Consider the following 15,579-nt stretch of genomic DNA (forward strand, 5'->3'; position numbering starts at 1 on the left):
GCGGCGGCCAGCAACAGCCGTAGGAGCCCCTTCGTCACCGCGCGGACGTCGATGGCGATCACGTGTGCGCCCAGGCCGCGCATCAGCAGCAGCGCGGTGCTGGTGATCCCCGCCGCGTTGGCGGCGGCGATGCCGTGGACCCCCCACGCGCCCACCGTGACCGCCCCGACGGCACCGGTGACGGCCAGCCCCGCGCCCATCGCCACGGCCGGATACCAGCCGGGCCGGGTCCCGGAGAAGAACGGCCTGGCGAGCGCACCGACCAGGCTGTGCCCCAGCAGTCCGCAGCTGTAGACGCGCATCACCGAAGCCGTGTCGGCCGTGTCCCGAGGCCCGAACTCGCCCCTCTCGAAGAGGAGTTGCACGATCTGCGGCGCGCACGCCACGACGTACGCCGTGCCCAGCAGCACCACGACGCCGACTAGCCCTAGGTCTCGCTCCACACGCCGGCGTGCCCGCTCCGGTTTCCCGTCGGCCATGGCACGTGCCACGACCGGAAAGGTGACCGTGCACACCATGAGGGAGAGCACCATCGGCATCTGCGCGACCTTCTGCGCGTAGTTGAGGTGCGAGATGGCGCCTGCCGGCAGCGAGGAGGCGAGGAAGCGCTCGTAGAAGACCTGCGCCTGGCGGCTGAGTGCGAAGACCGTCACCGGCGCGAGCACCCCGAAGCTGAGCAGCGTGAGGTTCGCCGCCCCCTGCCGGCGCCGGAGGCCCGCGGAGTTCCGGTCCCGGCGCACCGCGGGCAACAGCCGGAAGAAGGCGGGCAGTTGCACCGCAACCATCAGCGCCCCTCCCACCGCCACGCCGACGGCGGCGGACCGCACCCCCCACACCGAGTGACCGGCGAGCATGGAGGCGATGATCGCCGCGTTGTAGGTGACGTAGATGGCCGCCGGAGCGACGAAGTGACGGTGGGCGCGCAGCAGAGCGCTGCAGTATCCGGCGGCACCGAACGTCACCACGTTCAGCGAGACGAGGCGCATGCAGTCGACGGCCGTGCCCGGTTCGGTAAGGCCCGGCGCCATGGCCCGCACCAGGAACGGTGCGGCCAGTGCCAGCGCGACGCCGGCTCCCGCGAGCCACAGCGACAGCCGTGGCAGCGTCGTCCGCACCAGCTCCCGCACGGGATCGGGCCCGGGCGTGAGCGAGGTGCCTCCGCGGTGGCCGGTTTCCCGCAGGGACAGCGCGACGCTGAAGGCGGGGACCAGGACGAGGGCCATGGCGTCCTCGATGAGCAGCGTCGACGCCAGTTCGGGAACCGTCCAGGCGACGAGGAAGGCGTCGGTGCCGGCGTCGGCGCCGAAGAGCTGGGCGATGACCTGGTCGCGCAGCAGGCCGCAGAGCGAGCCGGCCGCTGTGAGCGCCGCGGTGACGGCCGCCGCCCTCGCGAGGAACCGGCCGGTCCGCCGGGGGCCGTCCGCACCGGCTCCTCCGCCTCCCGTCGACTGCGGCCCCGGCTCGGTGGGCGCGGCATGCATGTCCGTCATCGTGCTGCCGCCTCGTCGTCGACGGCCGGCGAGGGACACAGGGCCCACCAGGCGGCCATGCCGAGGGCCACGGCGGTCAGTACGGTCGAGGGCCCCCCGATGTCGGCGTACAGGAAGTCGACCGTCTGCCATACCAGCAGGCCGACGGCGGCCAGGCCGCAGTCGCGAGCTCCCGCCGACCGTGCCTCGCGGTGCCGGCGCACGCCCACGACCAGCAGTGCCACCCAGCCGCCCGCTACCGCCGTCAGACCGATCAGGCCCTGCTCGCTGAGGAGGAGCAGGTACATGTTGTGGGGCGAGAGCAGCGGCTCCCGCTGGAAGCCGTGCCCCGCGCCCTCCGTGTCGCTTCCCGAGGAGAGGCCCAGGGGGGCGTGGCTGTCGCGATGGGACGCGAAGTTCTTCGGACCGACGCCCGTCGCGGGCTCGTCCCGCCACATCGCGGTCGCGGCCGACCAGAGGCTGTAGCGGTCGTCCACGGAACGGTCGGGCGCCGACGAGACGTCGGTGATGCTGGCGAAGCGCTCGCCCACCTGAGCCGAGCCGACCCCGAAGCCACCGATCATCACGACGGCACCCGCGGTGAGCGCGGCGAGGACGAGTACGGCTCTGCGGGCACCCGACAGGAAGAGCACGACCGTGCACGCCGCGGCCGTCGCGATCCACGCCCCCCGGCTGTAGGAAAGGATCAGCGGCACCACGAGCGCTGCCGCGGCGCAGAGCGCGGCAGCACGCAGCCCCCGCGGTGTCCGCTCGCGGGCCCCGAGCCCCAGCGCGACCGCCGCCACCAGACCGTAAGACACGACGGTCGCCATCCCCATCACGTCGAGAGGTCCGAACGTGCCCACCGCGCGGATGGTCTGGCCGCCGAAGGAGGCTCCCGTCCCGGTGACGTTCTGCACGACGCCGACGCCGCCCTGCACCAGGGCCAGCAGCACCAGAGCGCCGCAGAGCAGCCGGAAGTCGCGGGCGTCGCGGAGGACGAGCAGGACGGCGAGGGGGACGAGCACGAAGATCTGCAGACTCCGCAGGAACCCCGGCAGACTGACGGACGGGTCGGCCGACGCGGCGGTCGCCACCGCGAACGCCACGGTGGGCGCGCCGAACACGAGCGCGCCCAGGGGTGTCAGCGGGCCGCCCCTGCCGCGCAGCAGCCTCACGCCGCACCATGCCACCAGCAGCACGGAGGCCCCGTCGGCGAAGGTCACACCGCCCGGGGCGGCCACGTCACCGGTGGGGACCGGCGCGCACAGCACCAGCACCGTGGCGAGCACGGGGGCGACCGGTGTCCAGCGCGGACGTCGCAGGCTCGCGGGCGACAGCCGCCCGCGGACCGCCGGACGGGGCAGGACCTGCGGGGCCGCGGACTCCGCGCTCACGCCCCCTCCTGGCGGAAGGCGGACGCGGCGGTCCGGCACAGGATCTGCAGGTCCTGTCGCAGGGACCAGGTGTCGATGTAGTGGTTGTCCAAGCGCGCCCGGTCCTCGATCGAGGTGTCGCCCCGGAGGCCGTGTACCTGGGCCAGGCCGGTGATCCCGGCCGGAGCGCGGTGCCGGTCGGCGTAGCCGGGCAGCCGCCGGCTGAACTGCTCCACGAAGTGCAGCCGTTCGGGCCGGGGGCCGACGAGGCTCATGTCGCCGCGCAGTACGTTCCAGAGCTGTGGCAACTCGTCCAGTGAGGTACGCCGCAGTACTCTGCCGACCCTGCTCATCCGCGCGTCGTCCGCGACGCTCCAGCGCGTCGCCGACTCCCACTCGTCGGCGGGGCGCAGCGAACGGAACTTCAGCAGCACGAAGGGGCGCGACCCCAGGCCGATGCGCTCCTGACGGAAGAGGACCCCAGGACCGTCCGACAGCCGCACCGCCAGCGCGCAGGCGACCAGCAGCGGCGCCGCCACGACGAGAGCCGGTACCACGAGGAGGAGGTCGAGCAGCCGCTTCCGCCGGCGGCGGACCAGGCGTGCGGGCTCCAGGTCGAGGCGCCGGCACGAGAACCCCCACACGTGGGCCGACCCGGCCGGTCCCGAGCGGCCGTCCGGCGCGGTTCCGGCGCCGATGAGCCATCCGGTCAGTCCTCGCTCGCCCAACAGCCGGGCCAGTGCGGCTTCTTCCGCCTCCCCCCAGGGGGGACGGAGGAAGACCACGTCCCCGACCTCGTTCTGGATGACCGCCCGGACGACGTCCTCCGGGGCGGTGATGACCGGCAGCGGAGCGACGACGGCGCCGTCCCCGGCGTGCGGGTCGACGAAGCCGATCGGCCGCAATCCGTACCGGGGATGCGCGGCGAGGACGGCGGCGACCGCACGTGCCGCGTCGCCGTGCCCGACGACGAGAGCGGGGCGTGGCCGCTTCCGGGCCCGCCGCCTGCGGCTCCCGTGGACCACGGCCCGCGCCGTGCCGGCGAGCACGCCGGTCGAGACGACGGCCCCGGCCAGGACCGGCAGGCTGGGCCCGGCCGGGAGGAAGGACGCGAGGAGGCCGGTCGCCGCGCACCAGACCACGGCTGCCCGCGACAGCAGCGCGGGCAGCTCCTCCAGCGCGTACGCCTCGAGACCCGGCCGGTACAGCCCGGCCCGGGCGTTGAGCGCCAGGGTGCCGCACACCACGGGGCCGAGCAGCAGGGGAGCCGTTTCGAGTCCGCCGAAGACCAGTGCGACGACGACGCAGGTACTCACGTCCGCTCCGCCCAGCAGCGCCGCCCCACGGTGCCGGCGTCGGTGACGCGCCAGGAAGCTCAAGCGCGTCCCCGGGTCCGCCTGCGGAAGGGAGGGCGCCGCGGCGGGTGCCGCTCCGGCCGCGCCCCGCGGGGGAACCACGGATGCGTCGCTCGGTCTGTCCTCCGCGCTCCTCGTCGTCACCGCGCCGTCCACTTCTCTGTCGTGTGCGCACCGGCGCCGAGCAACTCGCCGTACAGCCGCCGCACCGCCGATGTCGTCCGCTGCACGTCGCATTCCGCTCGTACGTGCTTCTGCGCCGCCTCCCCGAGGTACGCACGCAGACGAGGGGCCCGGAGGAGTCCCGTGACCGCGGTCGCGAGGGCCTCCGGGTCGCCGGGCGGTACGAGGCACTCGACCTCCTGGCCCGGTGGTAGGCACTCCCGCCCACCGCCGACGTCGGTGAGGACCACGGGCCGGCCGCAGGCCATCGCCTCCAGGGGCGTGAGCGCCATGCCCTCCCAGAGCGAAGGTTGTACCGCCAGATCCGCCGCCGCGTACCAGGGGCTGGCGTCCTCGACGGCGCCGGCGAACCGCACCCGGTCGTGCAGCGGCTGGGTCAGCGCCGGCCTGTCGGGTCCGTCGCCGACCAACGCCAGCCAGGCGTCGGGCACTTGCTCCGCGATCCGCCGCCAGGCCCGCAGCAGGTCGCGCTGTCCCTTCTGCCGGCAGAGCCGCCCGACGCACACCACGAGCGGCGCCTCCAAGGGCACACCGGACAGCGCGGGCAGGCTCCTCCGGCACGCGGCGCGCTGCGAGGCGCTGCTCTCCTCGGCCGGGGAGGCGATCGGGAAGGTGGGGAAGGAGTCCGGATCGACGCCGTTGCGGACGACGGCCCAGGCCGCCGGAATGCCGCAGCGCTCGCCGGTACGCTGTTCCTCGTCGCTGACGCACAGCACCCGGTCCGCCCAGCGCGCGGCGTGCCGTTCCCAGGCGAGGGCGAGTCGGGCGGTCGGCCCCTCGACGGCCGCGAACGACCAGGCGTGCGGCTGATAAACGGTGGGCAGCCGTCCGCGCAGCGCGAGCCGGCCGGCCAGTCCGGCCTTGGCACTGTGCGCGTGCACCACATCGGGGCCGACCTGCTTGATCAGTCGGTGAGCCGTCCACGTCTCGGCCGGCACCGAGCGGCCGGGTCCTCTCCGTGCATCCCAGTGCCGCACCTCCGCACCCAGCGCCGCGATCGACCGGGGCAGGCTGCCGTCTCGAGGGCACGCGACGACCACGCGCAACCCCTGCCGCATCTGTGCTCGGGCCAGATCGGTGACGACCCTCGCCACGCCTCCCTCGACAGGCTGTGACAGGTGAAGGACGGTGAGCCGGCCTCCGGGACCCCTGCGCTGTGACACCACCCGAACATCTCCTCCGTGCCCCGGCCGGTTCAGGCCCCGTTGAAAAATCAGCGTCACTCGTCGGCCCGGAAGCCGTACCGGCCGAGGCGCCGTCTGCACCGGGGGAGGGGCGCGTCGCACGGTTTCGCTTCCGGAAGCGGATTCCCACTCCGCCGAGCGGCGCGGCCCCGGGAGTTCCGTGGCAGGTCTGCCGTGCCTTGCGCAGCCATGGGTTCTCCGGAGCCGGCGAGGATTCCGCTTTGTCTCCTCGGCGGACAACTGTGACAAGCAGAGCGCCGGCGCCCGTGCGCCACTCTCAATGGTTCTTCCGATTCACTGAGTAGTCGGGCACCCATTCGTGTCCCGATACCCCGGGGAAGAGCAGGAATGAGGTGAGCGCCGCGCTCGCCGGCAGCTCGTATGCTGATGTGTCGATTCGGCCGACACGTGGGCAAAGGGAATTCCGAAGTCGATATCACGGTGCGTCGCACGACCCGCTGCTACCTTGACCGGCCGGAAAACGCCCTCAGCGGTCACAGGGAGTGTCGTGAAACTCGTCTGCGTCGGTGGCGGCCCCGCCGGCCTGTATTTCTCGATCCTGATGAAGCTGCAGAACCCCGCGCACGACATCACGGTTTACGAGCGGAACGCGGCCGGTTCGACCTACGGCTGGGGGGTCACCTACTGGGGCGATCTGTTCGACAGCCTCCACGGCAACGATCCGGCGTCCGCGCTCGCCGTCCGCGAGAACTCGGTCCGCTGGTGCGACGGGATCGCATACGTGCGCGACCGCAGAACGGTGCACCGCGGGGACGAGGGCTTCGCCATCAGCCGCCGGCGCCTGCTCGACGTTCTCGCGAGGCGGGCCAGAGCCCTCGGCGTACGCCTGGAGTTCGGGCGTGAGATCACCGACGAGGCGGACTTCCCCGGCGCCGACCTCGTCATCGCCTGCGACGGAATCAACAGCAGACTGCGGGCACGCCACTCCGGCCACTTCGGTACGGAGGTCACCGTCGGGAACAACACCTACGCCTGGCTCGGTACCACGAAGGTGTTCGACTCCTTCACCTTCGCCTTCGTCGAGACCCCGCACGGCTGGGTGTGGTGCTACGCGTACGGGTTCAGTGCCGAGCACAGCACCCTGATCGTCGAGTGCTCCCCGAAGACCTGGGCGGGACTGGGACTTCACGAGGCGAGTCACGCGGAAGGGCTGGCCCTGCTGGAGCGGCTCTTCGCCGAACCGTTGGACGGGCACCGTCTGATCGGCCGGGCGGAGACCGGCGGGGGCGCGCAGTGGCTGAAATTCCGCACGCTGACCAACCGGACCTGGTACCGGGACAACCTGGTACTGATGGGCGACGCGGCGCACACCACGCACTATTCGATCGGCGCGGGAACGACACTCGCGCTCGAGGACGCCATCGCGCTGGCGGACGCCCTGCGCGAGAACTCGGAAACGGAGTCCGCGCTCGCTCGCTACCAGCAGGAAAGGACGTTCGCTCTGCTCTCCGTCCAGAGCGCGGCCCGCTACAGCGCCCAGTGGTACGAGAACCTCCCGCGCTACGTCGACCTCGCGCCGGACCGCATGTTCGCGCTCCTCGGCCAACGGCACTCGCCGCTGCTTCCCTACGTGCCGCCCCAGCTCTACTACCGGATCAACCAGGCGGCCGAGCGGCTCGAGACGCTCCGCCGGTTCAAGCGCTGGCTCGGCCCGAGGCTCGCACGGACTTTGCACTCTCGCGCCTGACCCAGCAGCGGGCGGATGTCCGTCACGAAGTCCACGAGGCGTGCGGGGACTTGAACCGGGCAATTCCAACAAGCCTGCGGCGCCCGGCTTTCGGCAGAACGACCGGTGGGCCGCGGCCGGCTTGGCTGTCGGCATCGGCGGGGCGGGCCGCGCGGCTGCTCCGCTGCCACCGCGGCACGGTACTCAGCAGGCCGCACCGCACGCGTACCGACTGCCGCCAGCCGCCCGACGGTTCGGGTGCCGAAGGACGGCTGGACGTCGGCTCCACGGCCGAGCCCTCACGCGTGCCGGGCGAGACGGCACCCTCCGCGACCTTGTGGATCACTTGTTCCCGCGTTACAACTCGTCCTGTCGATCAACGTGGAGGTTCCAGTGGACGTCAGCCGGATACGGTTCTCCCGCAGACACGCGCTCGTGGCCACAGCGGCAGGGGTCGCCGGGTCGCAGGCGTTGGGGCAGGTGCCGGCGAGCGCGGAGTCGCAGCCGCGTCAACAGCGGTTCCGCGTCGCAGGGTTGCGCGAGCCGGTGGAGTTGATCGAGGACCGCTACGGCGTGCCGCACCTCTACGCACGCAACGAGGACGACGTCTTCCTCGCGCAGGGCTTCAACGCGGCCCGCGAGCGGCTCTTCCAGATCGATCTCTGGCGCCGCCGCGGCCTGGGAAAGCTCGCCGAGGTGCTCGGCCCCGACTACGTGCAGCAGGACCGCGCCACCCGGCTGTTCCTGTACCGCGGGGACATGGACACCGAGTGGGCCCGCTACTCGTCGGACGCGAAGAAGATCGCGACCCGGTTCGTCGCCGGGATCAACGCGTACCTCGACTGGCTCGACGCCCACCCGGACCGAATCCCCGACGAGTTCGGGCTCCTCGGCTACCGTCCGGCCCGCTGGGAGGCGGAGGACGTGGTCCGCATCCGCAGCCACGGCCTGACCCGCAACCTCACGGGCGAAGTCGAGCGCGCCCGAGTCGCCTGCGCCGCCGGGGTGGAGGCCGATCTCGTCCGTCAGGGGCTGCAACCGGACCACGAGGTGGCGGTGCCGGACGGCTTCGACCCGTGCGCGCTGCCCGAGGACGTGCTCAAGGTCTTCGAACTGGCCACGCAGAACGTGGAGTTCGCACAGGGGAAGATCCGCGCCACCGCCCGCGACCGGTCCACCGAGGGCAGCAACAACTGGGTGATCAGCGGAGACCGCACCGACACCGGGCGACCGATCCTCGCCAACGACCCGCACCGCGCCTACTCCGCACCGTCGCTGCGCTACCTGGCGCACCTGAGCGCACCGGGGCTCGACGTCATCGGCGCGGGAGAGCCCGCGCTCCCGGGGATATCCATCGGCCACAACGGCACCGTCGCCTTCGGCCTCACGATCTTCCCGATAGACCAGGAGGACCTGTACGTCTACGAGTTGGCCCCCGACGACCACCGCCGCTACCGGTACGGGGACGACTGGGAGTCGATGGAGGTCCTCCGCGAGCAGGTCGCCGTGGAGGGCGAGGGCGAGCGTACGGTCGAGCTGACCTTCACCCGGCACGGCCCGGTGATCCATGTCGACGAGCAGCGGAACCTGGCGTACGCGGTGCGTACCGCGTGGCTGGAGCCGGGCATGTCCCCGTACTTCGGCAGCGTCGCCTACATGCGGGCACGCAACTTCGACGAGTTCACCGAGGCGATGCGCAACTGGGGCGCGCCCACGGAGAACCAGATCTACGCCGACACGGACGGCAACATCGGCTGGGTCCCCGGCGGCCTGGCGCCCAAGCGCGTCGGCTACGACGGTCTGCTCCCGGTGCCGGGCGACGGCCGCTACGAGTGGGACGGCTTCTACTCGGGCGACGACCTGCCGCGCAAGCTCAACCCGGACGCGGGATTCTTCGCCACCGCCAACCAGTTCAATCTCCCGCCCGAGTACCGGGACATGGGGTTGGGCTACGAGTGGACCAACCCGTTCCGCCACCAGCGGATCGTGGAGGTCCTCTCCAAGCAGCGCAGGCACACCCTCGCCGACTCGCAGACGTTGCAGAACGACCAACTGTCCATCCCGGCACGCAGGTTGACCGCCCTGCTCGCCGGCTTGCAGAGCAAAGAACCCGACCTGCGCCGCGCCCTGCGCCTGCTGCGCGACTGGGACGCCGTCGAAGCGGCCGACTCGGGCGCGGCGGCACTCTTCGAGGTGTGGCTCTCCAAGCACCTCGGCCCGGGGTTCGTACGGGCGGCGGTGCCGCAGGCCGCCGGGATCATCGAGGACGCCGACACCCTCGTGCTGCTCGGCGAGTTGGAGAAGCCCGGCCGGTGGCTGCCGGACGAGGCGGCGCGCGACCGCCTGCTGCTGGACACCCTGAAATCGGCCCAGGCCGAGCTGCGCGACCGGCTGGGCCGCGGAGAGGCGTCCTGGCAGTGGGGCAAGCTCCACCACACCTTCTTCGGACACCCGGCGTCGGCTGCGTTCAGCGAGGACGAGCGGTCCCGTTTCGACGTCGGCCCGCTGCCGCGCGGCGGGTCCCCCGACACCGTCAGCCAGTCGTCGTACCGGACCAGCGACTTCCGGCAGACCAACGGGCCGTCGTTCCGGATGGTCCTGGACGTGGGCGACTGGGACTCCTCGGTGGCGGTGAACACGCCGGGGCAGTCCGGCAACCCGGACGACCCGCACTACCGCGACCTCGCCGAACGGTGGCGCACCGGCGAGTACTTCCCCCTCGCCTACAGCCGGGACGCGGTGGAGCGCATCGCCGAGCGCCGCATGCTGCTGCTGCCCGCCCGGGACTGACGCGGACGCCGCCCGTCGCCGCGGCCTTCGGCCGATCCCGTGCTCCGAGCCGGAGCGCACGGAGACCGGTCGAGGGCCGCGGCGGGCGGTCGGCTTCCGTGACGTGCCCTGCTTCTCGGACGAAGAGCGAGAGGAGGAGGGTCATGAGCAGTCCGCAGACGCTGACGAGGGTCTGGATCATCGTGTGGGACTTGGTGGCCTGGCCGAGAGTCATCCCGAACGACTCCTTCACCAGCCAGAACCCGGCGCGGTTCACGTAGTTGAGCCCGATCGAGCCGGCGCCGATCGCGACCACGAGCAGCGAACTCCCGACGCCTCCACCGGCGCCTTCGCCTACGACAGCGACCAGTGCCTCGTGCGGGAGCACCAGCAGCGCGCGCTCGTCGTCGCCCGTGCCGTCGCGAGCGAGCCGGCCGTACGGGAGGCCGTGGCGGACCGGTCGGCGGCGAACAAGCGGCCGGGAGGCGGTGCCCGCGGAAGCGGCGCCGCGCTCGCGGGCACCGGGGTGCGCAAGAAGGCCGAAGCGGTGCGCGGGTCCACGGGGTCGCTCTTCGTCGTCGTCACCGACGACGAAGGCATCCGGCTCGCGCACCCGGACACCGCCGAGTCGGGGAGGCGGGTGGGCACCAGCCCGTCGACCGCGCTCTCCGGACGGGAGGAACTCGCCAGGCACCGGGCCCACTCGGGCGAGGAGGTCGTGGCGAAGGCGCCGGTGAGAGCGCCGGGGTCGCGGCAGGTGGTGGGGGAGGCCAGCGTCGGTGTCTCCGCGTCGGCCGTGCGCGGGCAGCTCCTGCGTGTGCTGCTCGGCGGACTGGGCTGGCTCGTCGTCGGCTTCGCCGCCTCCGTGCTGCTCGCTCGCCGCTGGAAGAGGCTGACCCTCGGTCTCGAACCCGACCAGCTCGCCGCTCTCGTCCAGGAACAGGAAGCGGTGCTGCACGGTATCGGCGAGGGGGTCCTCGCGCTGGACGCACGCGGTGTGGTCACCGTCGCCAACGACGAGGTGCGCGCGCTGCTGAGCTCCGCGGCCGAGCCAGGCAGGCGACTCGAGGCCCTCGGCCTCACGGCGAGGGTGCGGGAGACGATCGAGAAGGCCGGCGGGCGGCCGGTGATGGCTGTCGTGGGGGAGCGGGTGCTGGTGCTCTCCGCACGCCCGGTCGAGAAGGACGGCAGGCACCTCGGCGTGCTGCTGACGGTCGCCGACCGGACCGATGCCGAGTCGTTGACACGGCAGTTGGACGCCGTGCGGACGATGAGTTCCGCGCTCCGCGCCCAGCGCCACGAGTTCGCCAACCGGCTGCACGTGCTCTCCGGGCTGGTGCACACGGACAGTACACGAGAGGCGTCGGAATACCTCGACGCGCTGATCGGCTCCGGAGCGTTCGGCGAGTCCCTCCCGGAACTCGCCTCGATCCAGGACTCCTTCCTGCGGGCCTTCCTCTCCGCCAAGGCGGCCGCTGCGCGCGAGCGCGGGGTGACGCTGGTCCTCGGCGGCGTGACCCGGGTGGAGAACCGGGTCACCGCACCGGTCGACGTGACCACCGTGGTGGGCAACCTCCTCGACAACGCCATCGACGCCGCGCACGACGGCAACCGCCGCCCGCGCCGCGTGGAGGTCGAACTCATCGCGCAGGGCGCGGAGTTGCTCGTCACGGTCGCCGACAGCGGGGACGGGGTCCGCACCGAGGTCGCGGACGGCCTCTTCGCCGAGGGTGTCTCGACGAAGGACCAGGCACAGGTGCTCGGCGGGCGCGGCGCCGGCCTGCCGCTCATCCGCCAGATCGCGAGGGCGAGGGGCGGCGACGTGCGGCTCACCGAGCGCGGCTCCCCGCCCGGGGACGGCCCGCGTCCGCCCGTCGCGCCGGTCGAGGCGGACCGCGTCACCGGCGGCGCGGTCTTCGTCGCGCGGCTGCCCGACGTGCTGGGCCACGCTCCGGAGGAGGACGCCGTGTCGGACACCGCATTCGTCGCGCCTCGCCGCCCGCCGTCCGGGCGCGGTGCCGGCCGGGCCGCAGGACCCGGAGGCGGTGCCGGATGAGCAGCCGAACCCCGTTGCGGGTGCTCTCCGTGGACGACGACTTCCGCGTGGCCGCCCTGCACGCCTCGCTCGTCGACGAGACGCCCGGCTTCGCCTCGGCCGGCACCGCGCACTCGGCGGAGGCAGCCCTGCGCTCGGTTGCCGAGGGTTCCGTCGACCTCGTCCTCGTCGACCTCTACCTGCCGGACCGTTCAGGGCTCGCGCTGCTGCACGAGCTGTCGTGCGACACCATGGTCCTCAGCGCTGCGGCCGAGGGCCGGGCGGTCCGTGCGGCGCTGTCGGCAGGCGCCCTCGCGTACCTCGTCAAGCCGTTCCCGCCCGCCGCGCTGACCGGGCGGCTGCGCGCCTACGCACGGTTCAGAGAGTTGACCGAGTCGGACGGCCTCGACCAGTCGGCGGTCGACCAGGCCCTCGACGCCCTGCGGGGGTCGGGGCGCGTCCGCGCCCAACCCGCCACGGCGCAGACCGTCACGAGGCAACTCGTCCTCTCCGCCGTGGAGGAGGCGGCGGGGGCGCTCTCGGCAGGCGAGGTCGCGGCACACGTCGGCGTCTCCCGTGCGACCGCTCAGCGGTACCTCGCCGACATGGTCGGCCGCGGAGTGCTGCGCATGCGCCTGCGGTACGGCGCGGCCGGGCGGCCCGAGCAGGAGTACAGGCCGGTGTGACCGGGACCGACCGGCCTGGTCGACGGGGCAGTCGGCCGTGGTGCGCGCACCTTCGGCCGACCGGCTGCGACGCCGGAACTTCCGTTCCCCTGCGGGGTCTTCAACCGACCGGATCGAGAAGGCCGTCGAACGGGCCCCGCAACCGGTGCCACGCGTCACGTCCGGCCGCGTACTCGGTGTCGGTCAACAGGCAGGAGTCGAGCAGCTCTTCGAGGCTCTCGCCGTCGAGGCCGGGAGAGGTGAAGACGAGGTGCTGGCACCGGTCGCCGTGCTCGGGATGCCAGTCGAGGGACGCGGCGGCACGGCGCGCCGGTGAGGCGGTCTCCCAGGCCGCGTCCGGCAGCGAGGCGAGCCAGGAGCCGACCCGGCTCACGCGCAGGGCGCCGCCGGCCGCTTCCCACGAGAGCAGGGTGTCGGGCCGGTCGGCGAGCCAGAAGCGCCCCCTGCTGCGGATCGCCGCGCAGGTCAGGTCCTCCAGCGCCGTGTAGAGCCGCTCGGGGTGGAAGGGGCGCCGCCGTCGCCATACGCGGGTGGCCACCCCGGCCTTGTCGCAGTCCTGGGGCAGCCGTGCGCACGACGGGTGCTGTGCGTCGGCGGCCGCGTCGACGTCGAAGTCGGCGAAGGCGGCGCGGGCCAGCTCGGCAGAGTCGTTCGGCAACTGCACGGCGAGTGGGTGCAGTTGACGCAGAAGGGCCCGGTCCTCGGCGTCGGCATCGCCGCCCGGCGCCAGCGCGAGGACCTGCGGGTACTCGGCCTGCCGTGCCCAGGTGTCGGCGACGGTGCGCTGATCGCTCGCGGTGAGCCCGAGTCCGGCGTCCAGCAGGTCGTCGCTGTTGGCGAGGCAGGGCAGGACGAGCGCCGGGTCCACAGCCGTGACGACGTTGGCGAGCCGGAGCGTGCCCCCGGCGCGCGCGGCGATCGTCTCGGCCATCGCCTGGGGCTCGACCGCGTCCCACAGCTCGACGACGGCGAGGGTGTGCGCCCGCGCCTCGGCGAGCCGTCCGAGTGCGGGGACGACGTCCTCGCGAACGGCGCAGCAGGCACAGCCGTTGACGCGGGCGATGTCGTCGTGCGACACGGGGCCCACGGCGTCGCGCAGCGAGCGGCGCACCCTGCCGTCGTCGGACCAGGAGGGGTCGTGGTGGAGGGCGATGCTGCCCGGCACCGAGAGCAGCAGCCGCTCCACGGTCGCCCGGCGCGCTTCGGCGTGCATCCCCGCGACGAGGACGACGGGGAGGGCGGAGGGACTCGGCATCACCGGCCTCCGCGCCGACCGTAGCGGCGCTCGAACCGCTCGACGCGTCCTGCGGTGTCCACGACGCGGGCCGCGCCGGTGTAGAAGGGGTGGCTCGCCGCGGAGATCTCCACGTCGATGACCGGGTAGGTGTTGCCGTCCTCCCAGGTGATGGTCGTGTCGCTGGTGCGCGTCGAGCGCGTGAGGAAGGCATGGCCTGCGGCCTTGTCGCGGAAGACGACCGGGCCGTACGGGGGGTGGATTCCGGGCTTCACGGCTGCTCCTTCGGGTCGTTGGTCAGCGTTCTTCGCGGAAGTCGACGTGCCGCCGGGCCACGGGGTCGAACTTCCGCAGGGTCAGCCGGTCGGGATTGTTCCGCCGGTTCTTGCGCGTGACGTAGGTGTAGCCGGTGCCCGCCGTCGAGCGGAGCTTGACGATCGGGCGGCTCTCGTTGCGTGCCATGCGGACACTCTAATGGAAATGGTTTTCATCTACAACGCCGGGCGTCAGTGCTCGGTGCGGCGGTGCGAGTCGAAGACGCCGTCCGCCGAACGCGCGCTCTCGGCCCGTCGCTTGACGGTGCTGACCTCGGTCCCGGTCAGGCCGCCTCGGGCAGCCCCCACACCTGGCGCAGCCTGTCGTCGGTGAGCACGTCGCGCGGAGCCCCCTCGGCGACGAGCCGCCCCTGCTGGAGTACGAGGCAGTGGTCCGCGCTGCCGGCCGCCGCCATGTCGTGCGTGGCCTGCACGACGGCGGCGCCGTCGGCTGCGGCCTCCGCGAGGACCGCGAGGATGGCGTCCTTCGCTCGGGCGTCGAGCCCCGTCGTCGGCTCGTCCAGCAGGAAGAGATCGGGCTCCTGGGCCAACCCCTGGGCCACGAACGCGCGTTGACGCTGCCCGCCGGAGAGTTCCCCGAGCTGTCTGCGGGCCAGGTCGCGGATGCCGAGCCGTTCCATCGAGTGCTCCACCACCGAGCGGTCGTGCCGGGTGAGCCGCCGCCACGGGCCCCGACGGGCCCAGCGGCCCATGGTGACGGCGCCGCGGACGGTGAGCGGCAGCGAGTCCGGTACGGCGCTGCGCTGGACGACGAGACCGGGGCGTACGAGACCGCCGCGGGTCACGACGCCCGAGCTGTGGGGCAGCACACCCGCGACCACGCCCAGCAGCGTCGACTTCCCCGAGCCGTTCGGTCCGACGACCGCGGTGACCGCGGACTCCGGTAGCCGGGCGGTGAGTTGGCGCAGGACGGGGCGCCGCGGATAGCCGGCCTCCACGTTCCGCAGGCGGACCCCGGCTTCCTCGATGAGCGGTTGCACGAACACCTCCAGGTTGTCATGAAAATCGTTTTCACTGTACTGTCCGGGCCCATGGAGTGGTTGACCGGCCCTTTCGAAGTGGCCTTCGTCCAACGGGCCTTGTGGAGCGGCGTCCTCGTCTCCCTGATCTGCGCCCTCACCGGGACATGGGTGGTGCTGCGCGGCATGACCTTCCTCGGCGACGCGATGTCGCACGGCATGCTCCCCGGGGTCGCCGCAGCCTCCCTCCTCGGTGGGAACCTGCTGATCGGTGCCGCGGTGAGCGCCGGGGTCATGGCCTGCGGGG

At 72.7% G+C, this 15,579-nt stretch carries 13 protein-coding genes and 1 pseudogene; 5 read left to right on the plus strand and 9 right to left on the minus strand.

The window, feature by feature from the left end; translation table 11 throughout:
- The 4 genes from UWG_RS29400 to UWG_RS29405 form a co-directional block, all read right to left on the minus strand.
- Nucleotides 1-1,490 (minus strand): lipid II flippase MurJ (locus UWG_RS29400; protein WP_016905765.1); only part of this gene is annotated, 1,490 nt, incomplete at its 3' end.
- Complete coding sequence (locus UWG_RS0103225) at nt 1,487-2,866, minus strand: O-antigen ligase family protein (protein ID WP_016905766.1); 1,380 nt, start codon at nt 2,864-2,866, stop codon at nt 1,487-1,489. The genes UWG_RS29400 and UWG_RS0103225, both read right to left, overlap by 4 nt.
- On the minus strand, nt 2,863-4,161 hold the full coding sequence (locus UWG_RS0103230; protein WP_016905767.1) for an exopolysaccharide biosynthesis polyprenyl glycosylphosphotransferase: 1,299 nt from the start codon (nt 4,159-4,161) through the stop codon (nt 2,863-2,865). The genes UWG_RS0103225 and UWG_RS0103230 overlap by 4 nt, the downstream gene beginning before the upstream one ends.
- Before the next feature lie 179 nt (nt 4,162-4,340).
- Nucleotides 4,341-5,549, minus strand: a complete 1,209-nt coding sequence (locus tag UWG_RS29405; RefSeq protein WP_033195943.1) for a glycosyltransferase — start codon at nt 5,547-5,549, stop codon at nt 4,341-4,343.
- Between the two features lie 526 nt (nt 5,550-6,075).
- On the opposite strand from UWG_RS29405, the gene UWG_RS0103240 reads away from it, so the two are divergent.
- Nucleotides 6,076-7,275, plus strand: a complete 1,200-nt coding sequence (locus tag UWG_RS0103240; protein ID WP_016905769.1) for an FAD-dependent monooxygenase — start codon at nt 6,076-6,078, stop codon at nt 7,273-7,275.
- A gap of 414 nt (nt 7,276-7,689) precedes the next feature.
- A complete protein-coding gene (locus UWG_RS0103245) occupies nt 7,690-10,044 on the plus strand; it encodes a penicillin acylase family protein (RefSeq protein ID WP_237719968.1) in 2,355 nt (784 codons plus the stop codon).
- Between the two features lie 184 nt (nt 10,045-10,228).
- Here the strand turns inward: UWG_RS0103245 and UWG_RS34075 are convergent.
- Nucleotides 10,229-10,411: pseudogene (locus UWG_RS34075) on the minus strand (GntT/GntP/DsdX family permease); the annotation flags it as partial.
- Here UWG_RS34075 and UWG_RS29410 point away from each other — a divergent pair.
- Together UWG_RS29410 and UWG_RS0103255 are read left to right on the plus strand one after the other, a co-directional pair.
- On the plus strand, nt 10,400-12,079 hold the full coding sequence (locus UWG_RS29410; protein WP_016905772.1) for a sensor histidine kinase: 1,680 nt from the start codon (nt 10,400-10,402) through the stop codon (nt 12,077-12,079). The pseudogene UWG_RS34075 and the gene UWG_RS29410 overlap by 12 nt on opposite strands.
- A complete protein-coding gene (locus tag UWG_RS0103255) occupies nt 12,076-12,744 on the plus strand; it encodes a response regulator transcription factor (RefSeq protein ID WP_033195944.1) in 669 nt (222 codons plus the stop codon). Before UWG_RS29410 ends, UWG_RS0103255 begins: the two co-directional genes overlap by 4 nt.
- 100 nt (nt 12,745-12,844) lie before the next feature.
- Here the strand turns inward: UWG_RS0103255 and UWG_RS0103260 are convergent, their stop codons facing one another.
- The 4 genes from UWG_RS0103260 to aztA all read right to left on the minus strand — a co-directional run bounded on the left by UWG_RS0103260 (nt 12,845) and on the right by aztA (nt 15,299).
- Nucleotides 12,845-13,999, minus strand: a complete 1,155-nt coding sequence (locus tag UWG_RS0103260) for a CobW family GTP-binding protein (protein WP_016905774.1) — start codon at nt 13,997-13,999, stop codon at nt 12,845-12,847.
- Nucleotides 13,999-14,253 carry a type B 50S ribosomal protein L31 gene (locus UWG_RS0103265; protein WP_016905775.1) on the minus strand — a complete coding sequence of 85 codons (255 nt, stop codon included), beginning with the start codon at nt 14,251-14,253 and terminating at the stop codon, nt 13,999-14,001. Before UWG_RS0103265 ends, UWG_RS0103260 begins: the two co-directional genes overlap by 1 nt.
- A 22-nt stretch (nt 14,254-14,275) precedes the next feature.
- Nucleotides 14,276-14,440 carry a 50S ribosomal protein L33 gene (rpmG, locus tag UWG_RS0103270; protein ID WP_016905776.1) on the minus strand — a complete coding sequence of 55 codons (165 nt, stop codon included), beginning with the start codon at nt 14,438-14,440 and terminating at the stop codon, nt 14,276-14,278.
- 136 nt (nt 14,441-14,576) lie between these two features.
- On the minus strand, nt 14,577-15,299 hold the full coding sequence (gene aztA, locus UWG_RS0103280) for a zinc ABC transporter ATP-binding protein AztA (protein WP_016905778.1): 723 nt from the start codon (nt 15,297-15,299) through the stop codon (nt 14,577-14,579).
- Between the two features lie 45 nt (nt 15,300-15,344).
- On the opposite strand from aztA, the gene UWG_RS0103285 reads away from it, so the two are divergent.
- The coding region (locus UWG_RS0103285; RefSeq protein ID WP_193386403.1) for a metal ABC transporter permease at nt 15,345-15,579 on the plus strand (235 nt) is incomplete at its 3' end.

Origin of the sequence: Streptomyces xiaopingdaonensis (assembly GCF_000262345.1) — a bacterium.
GTDB classification, from domain to species: domain Bacteria; phylum Actinomycetota; class Actinomycetes; order Streptomycetales; family Streptomycetaceae; genus Streptomyces; species Streptomyces xiaopingdaonensis.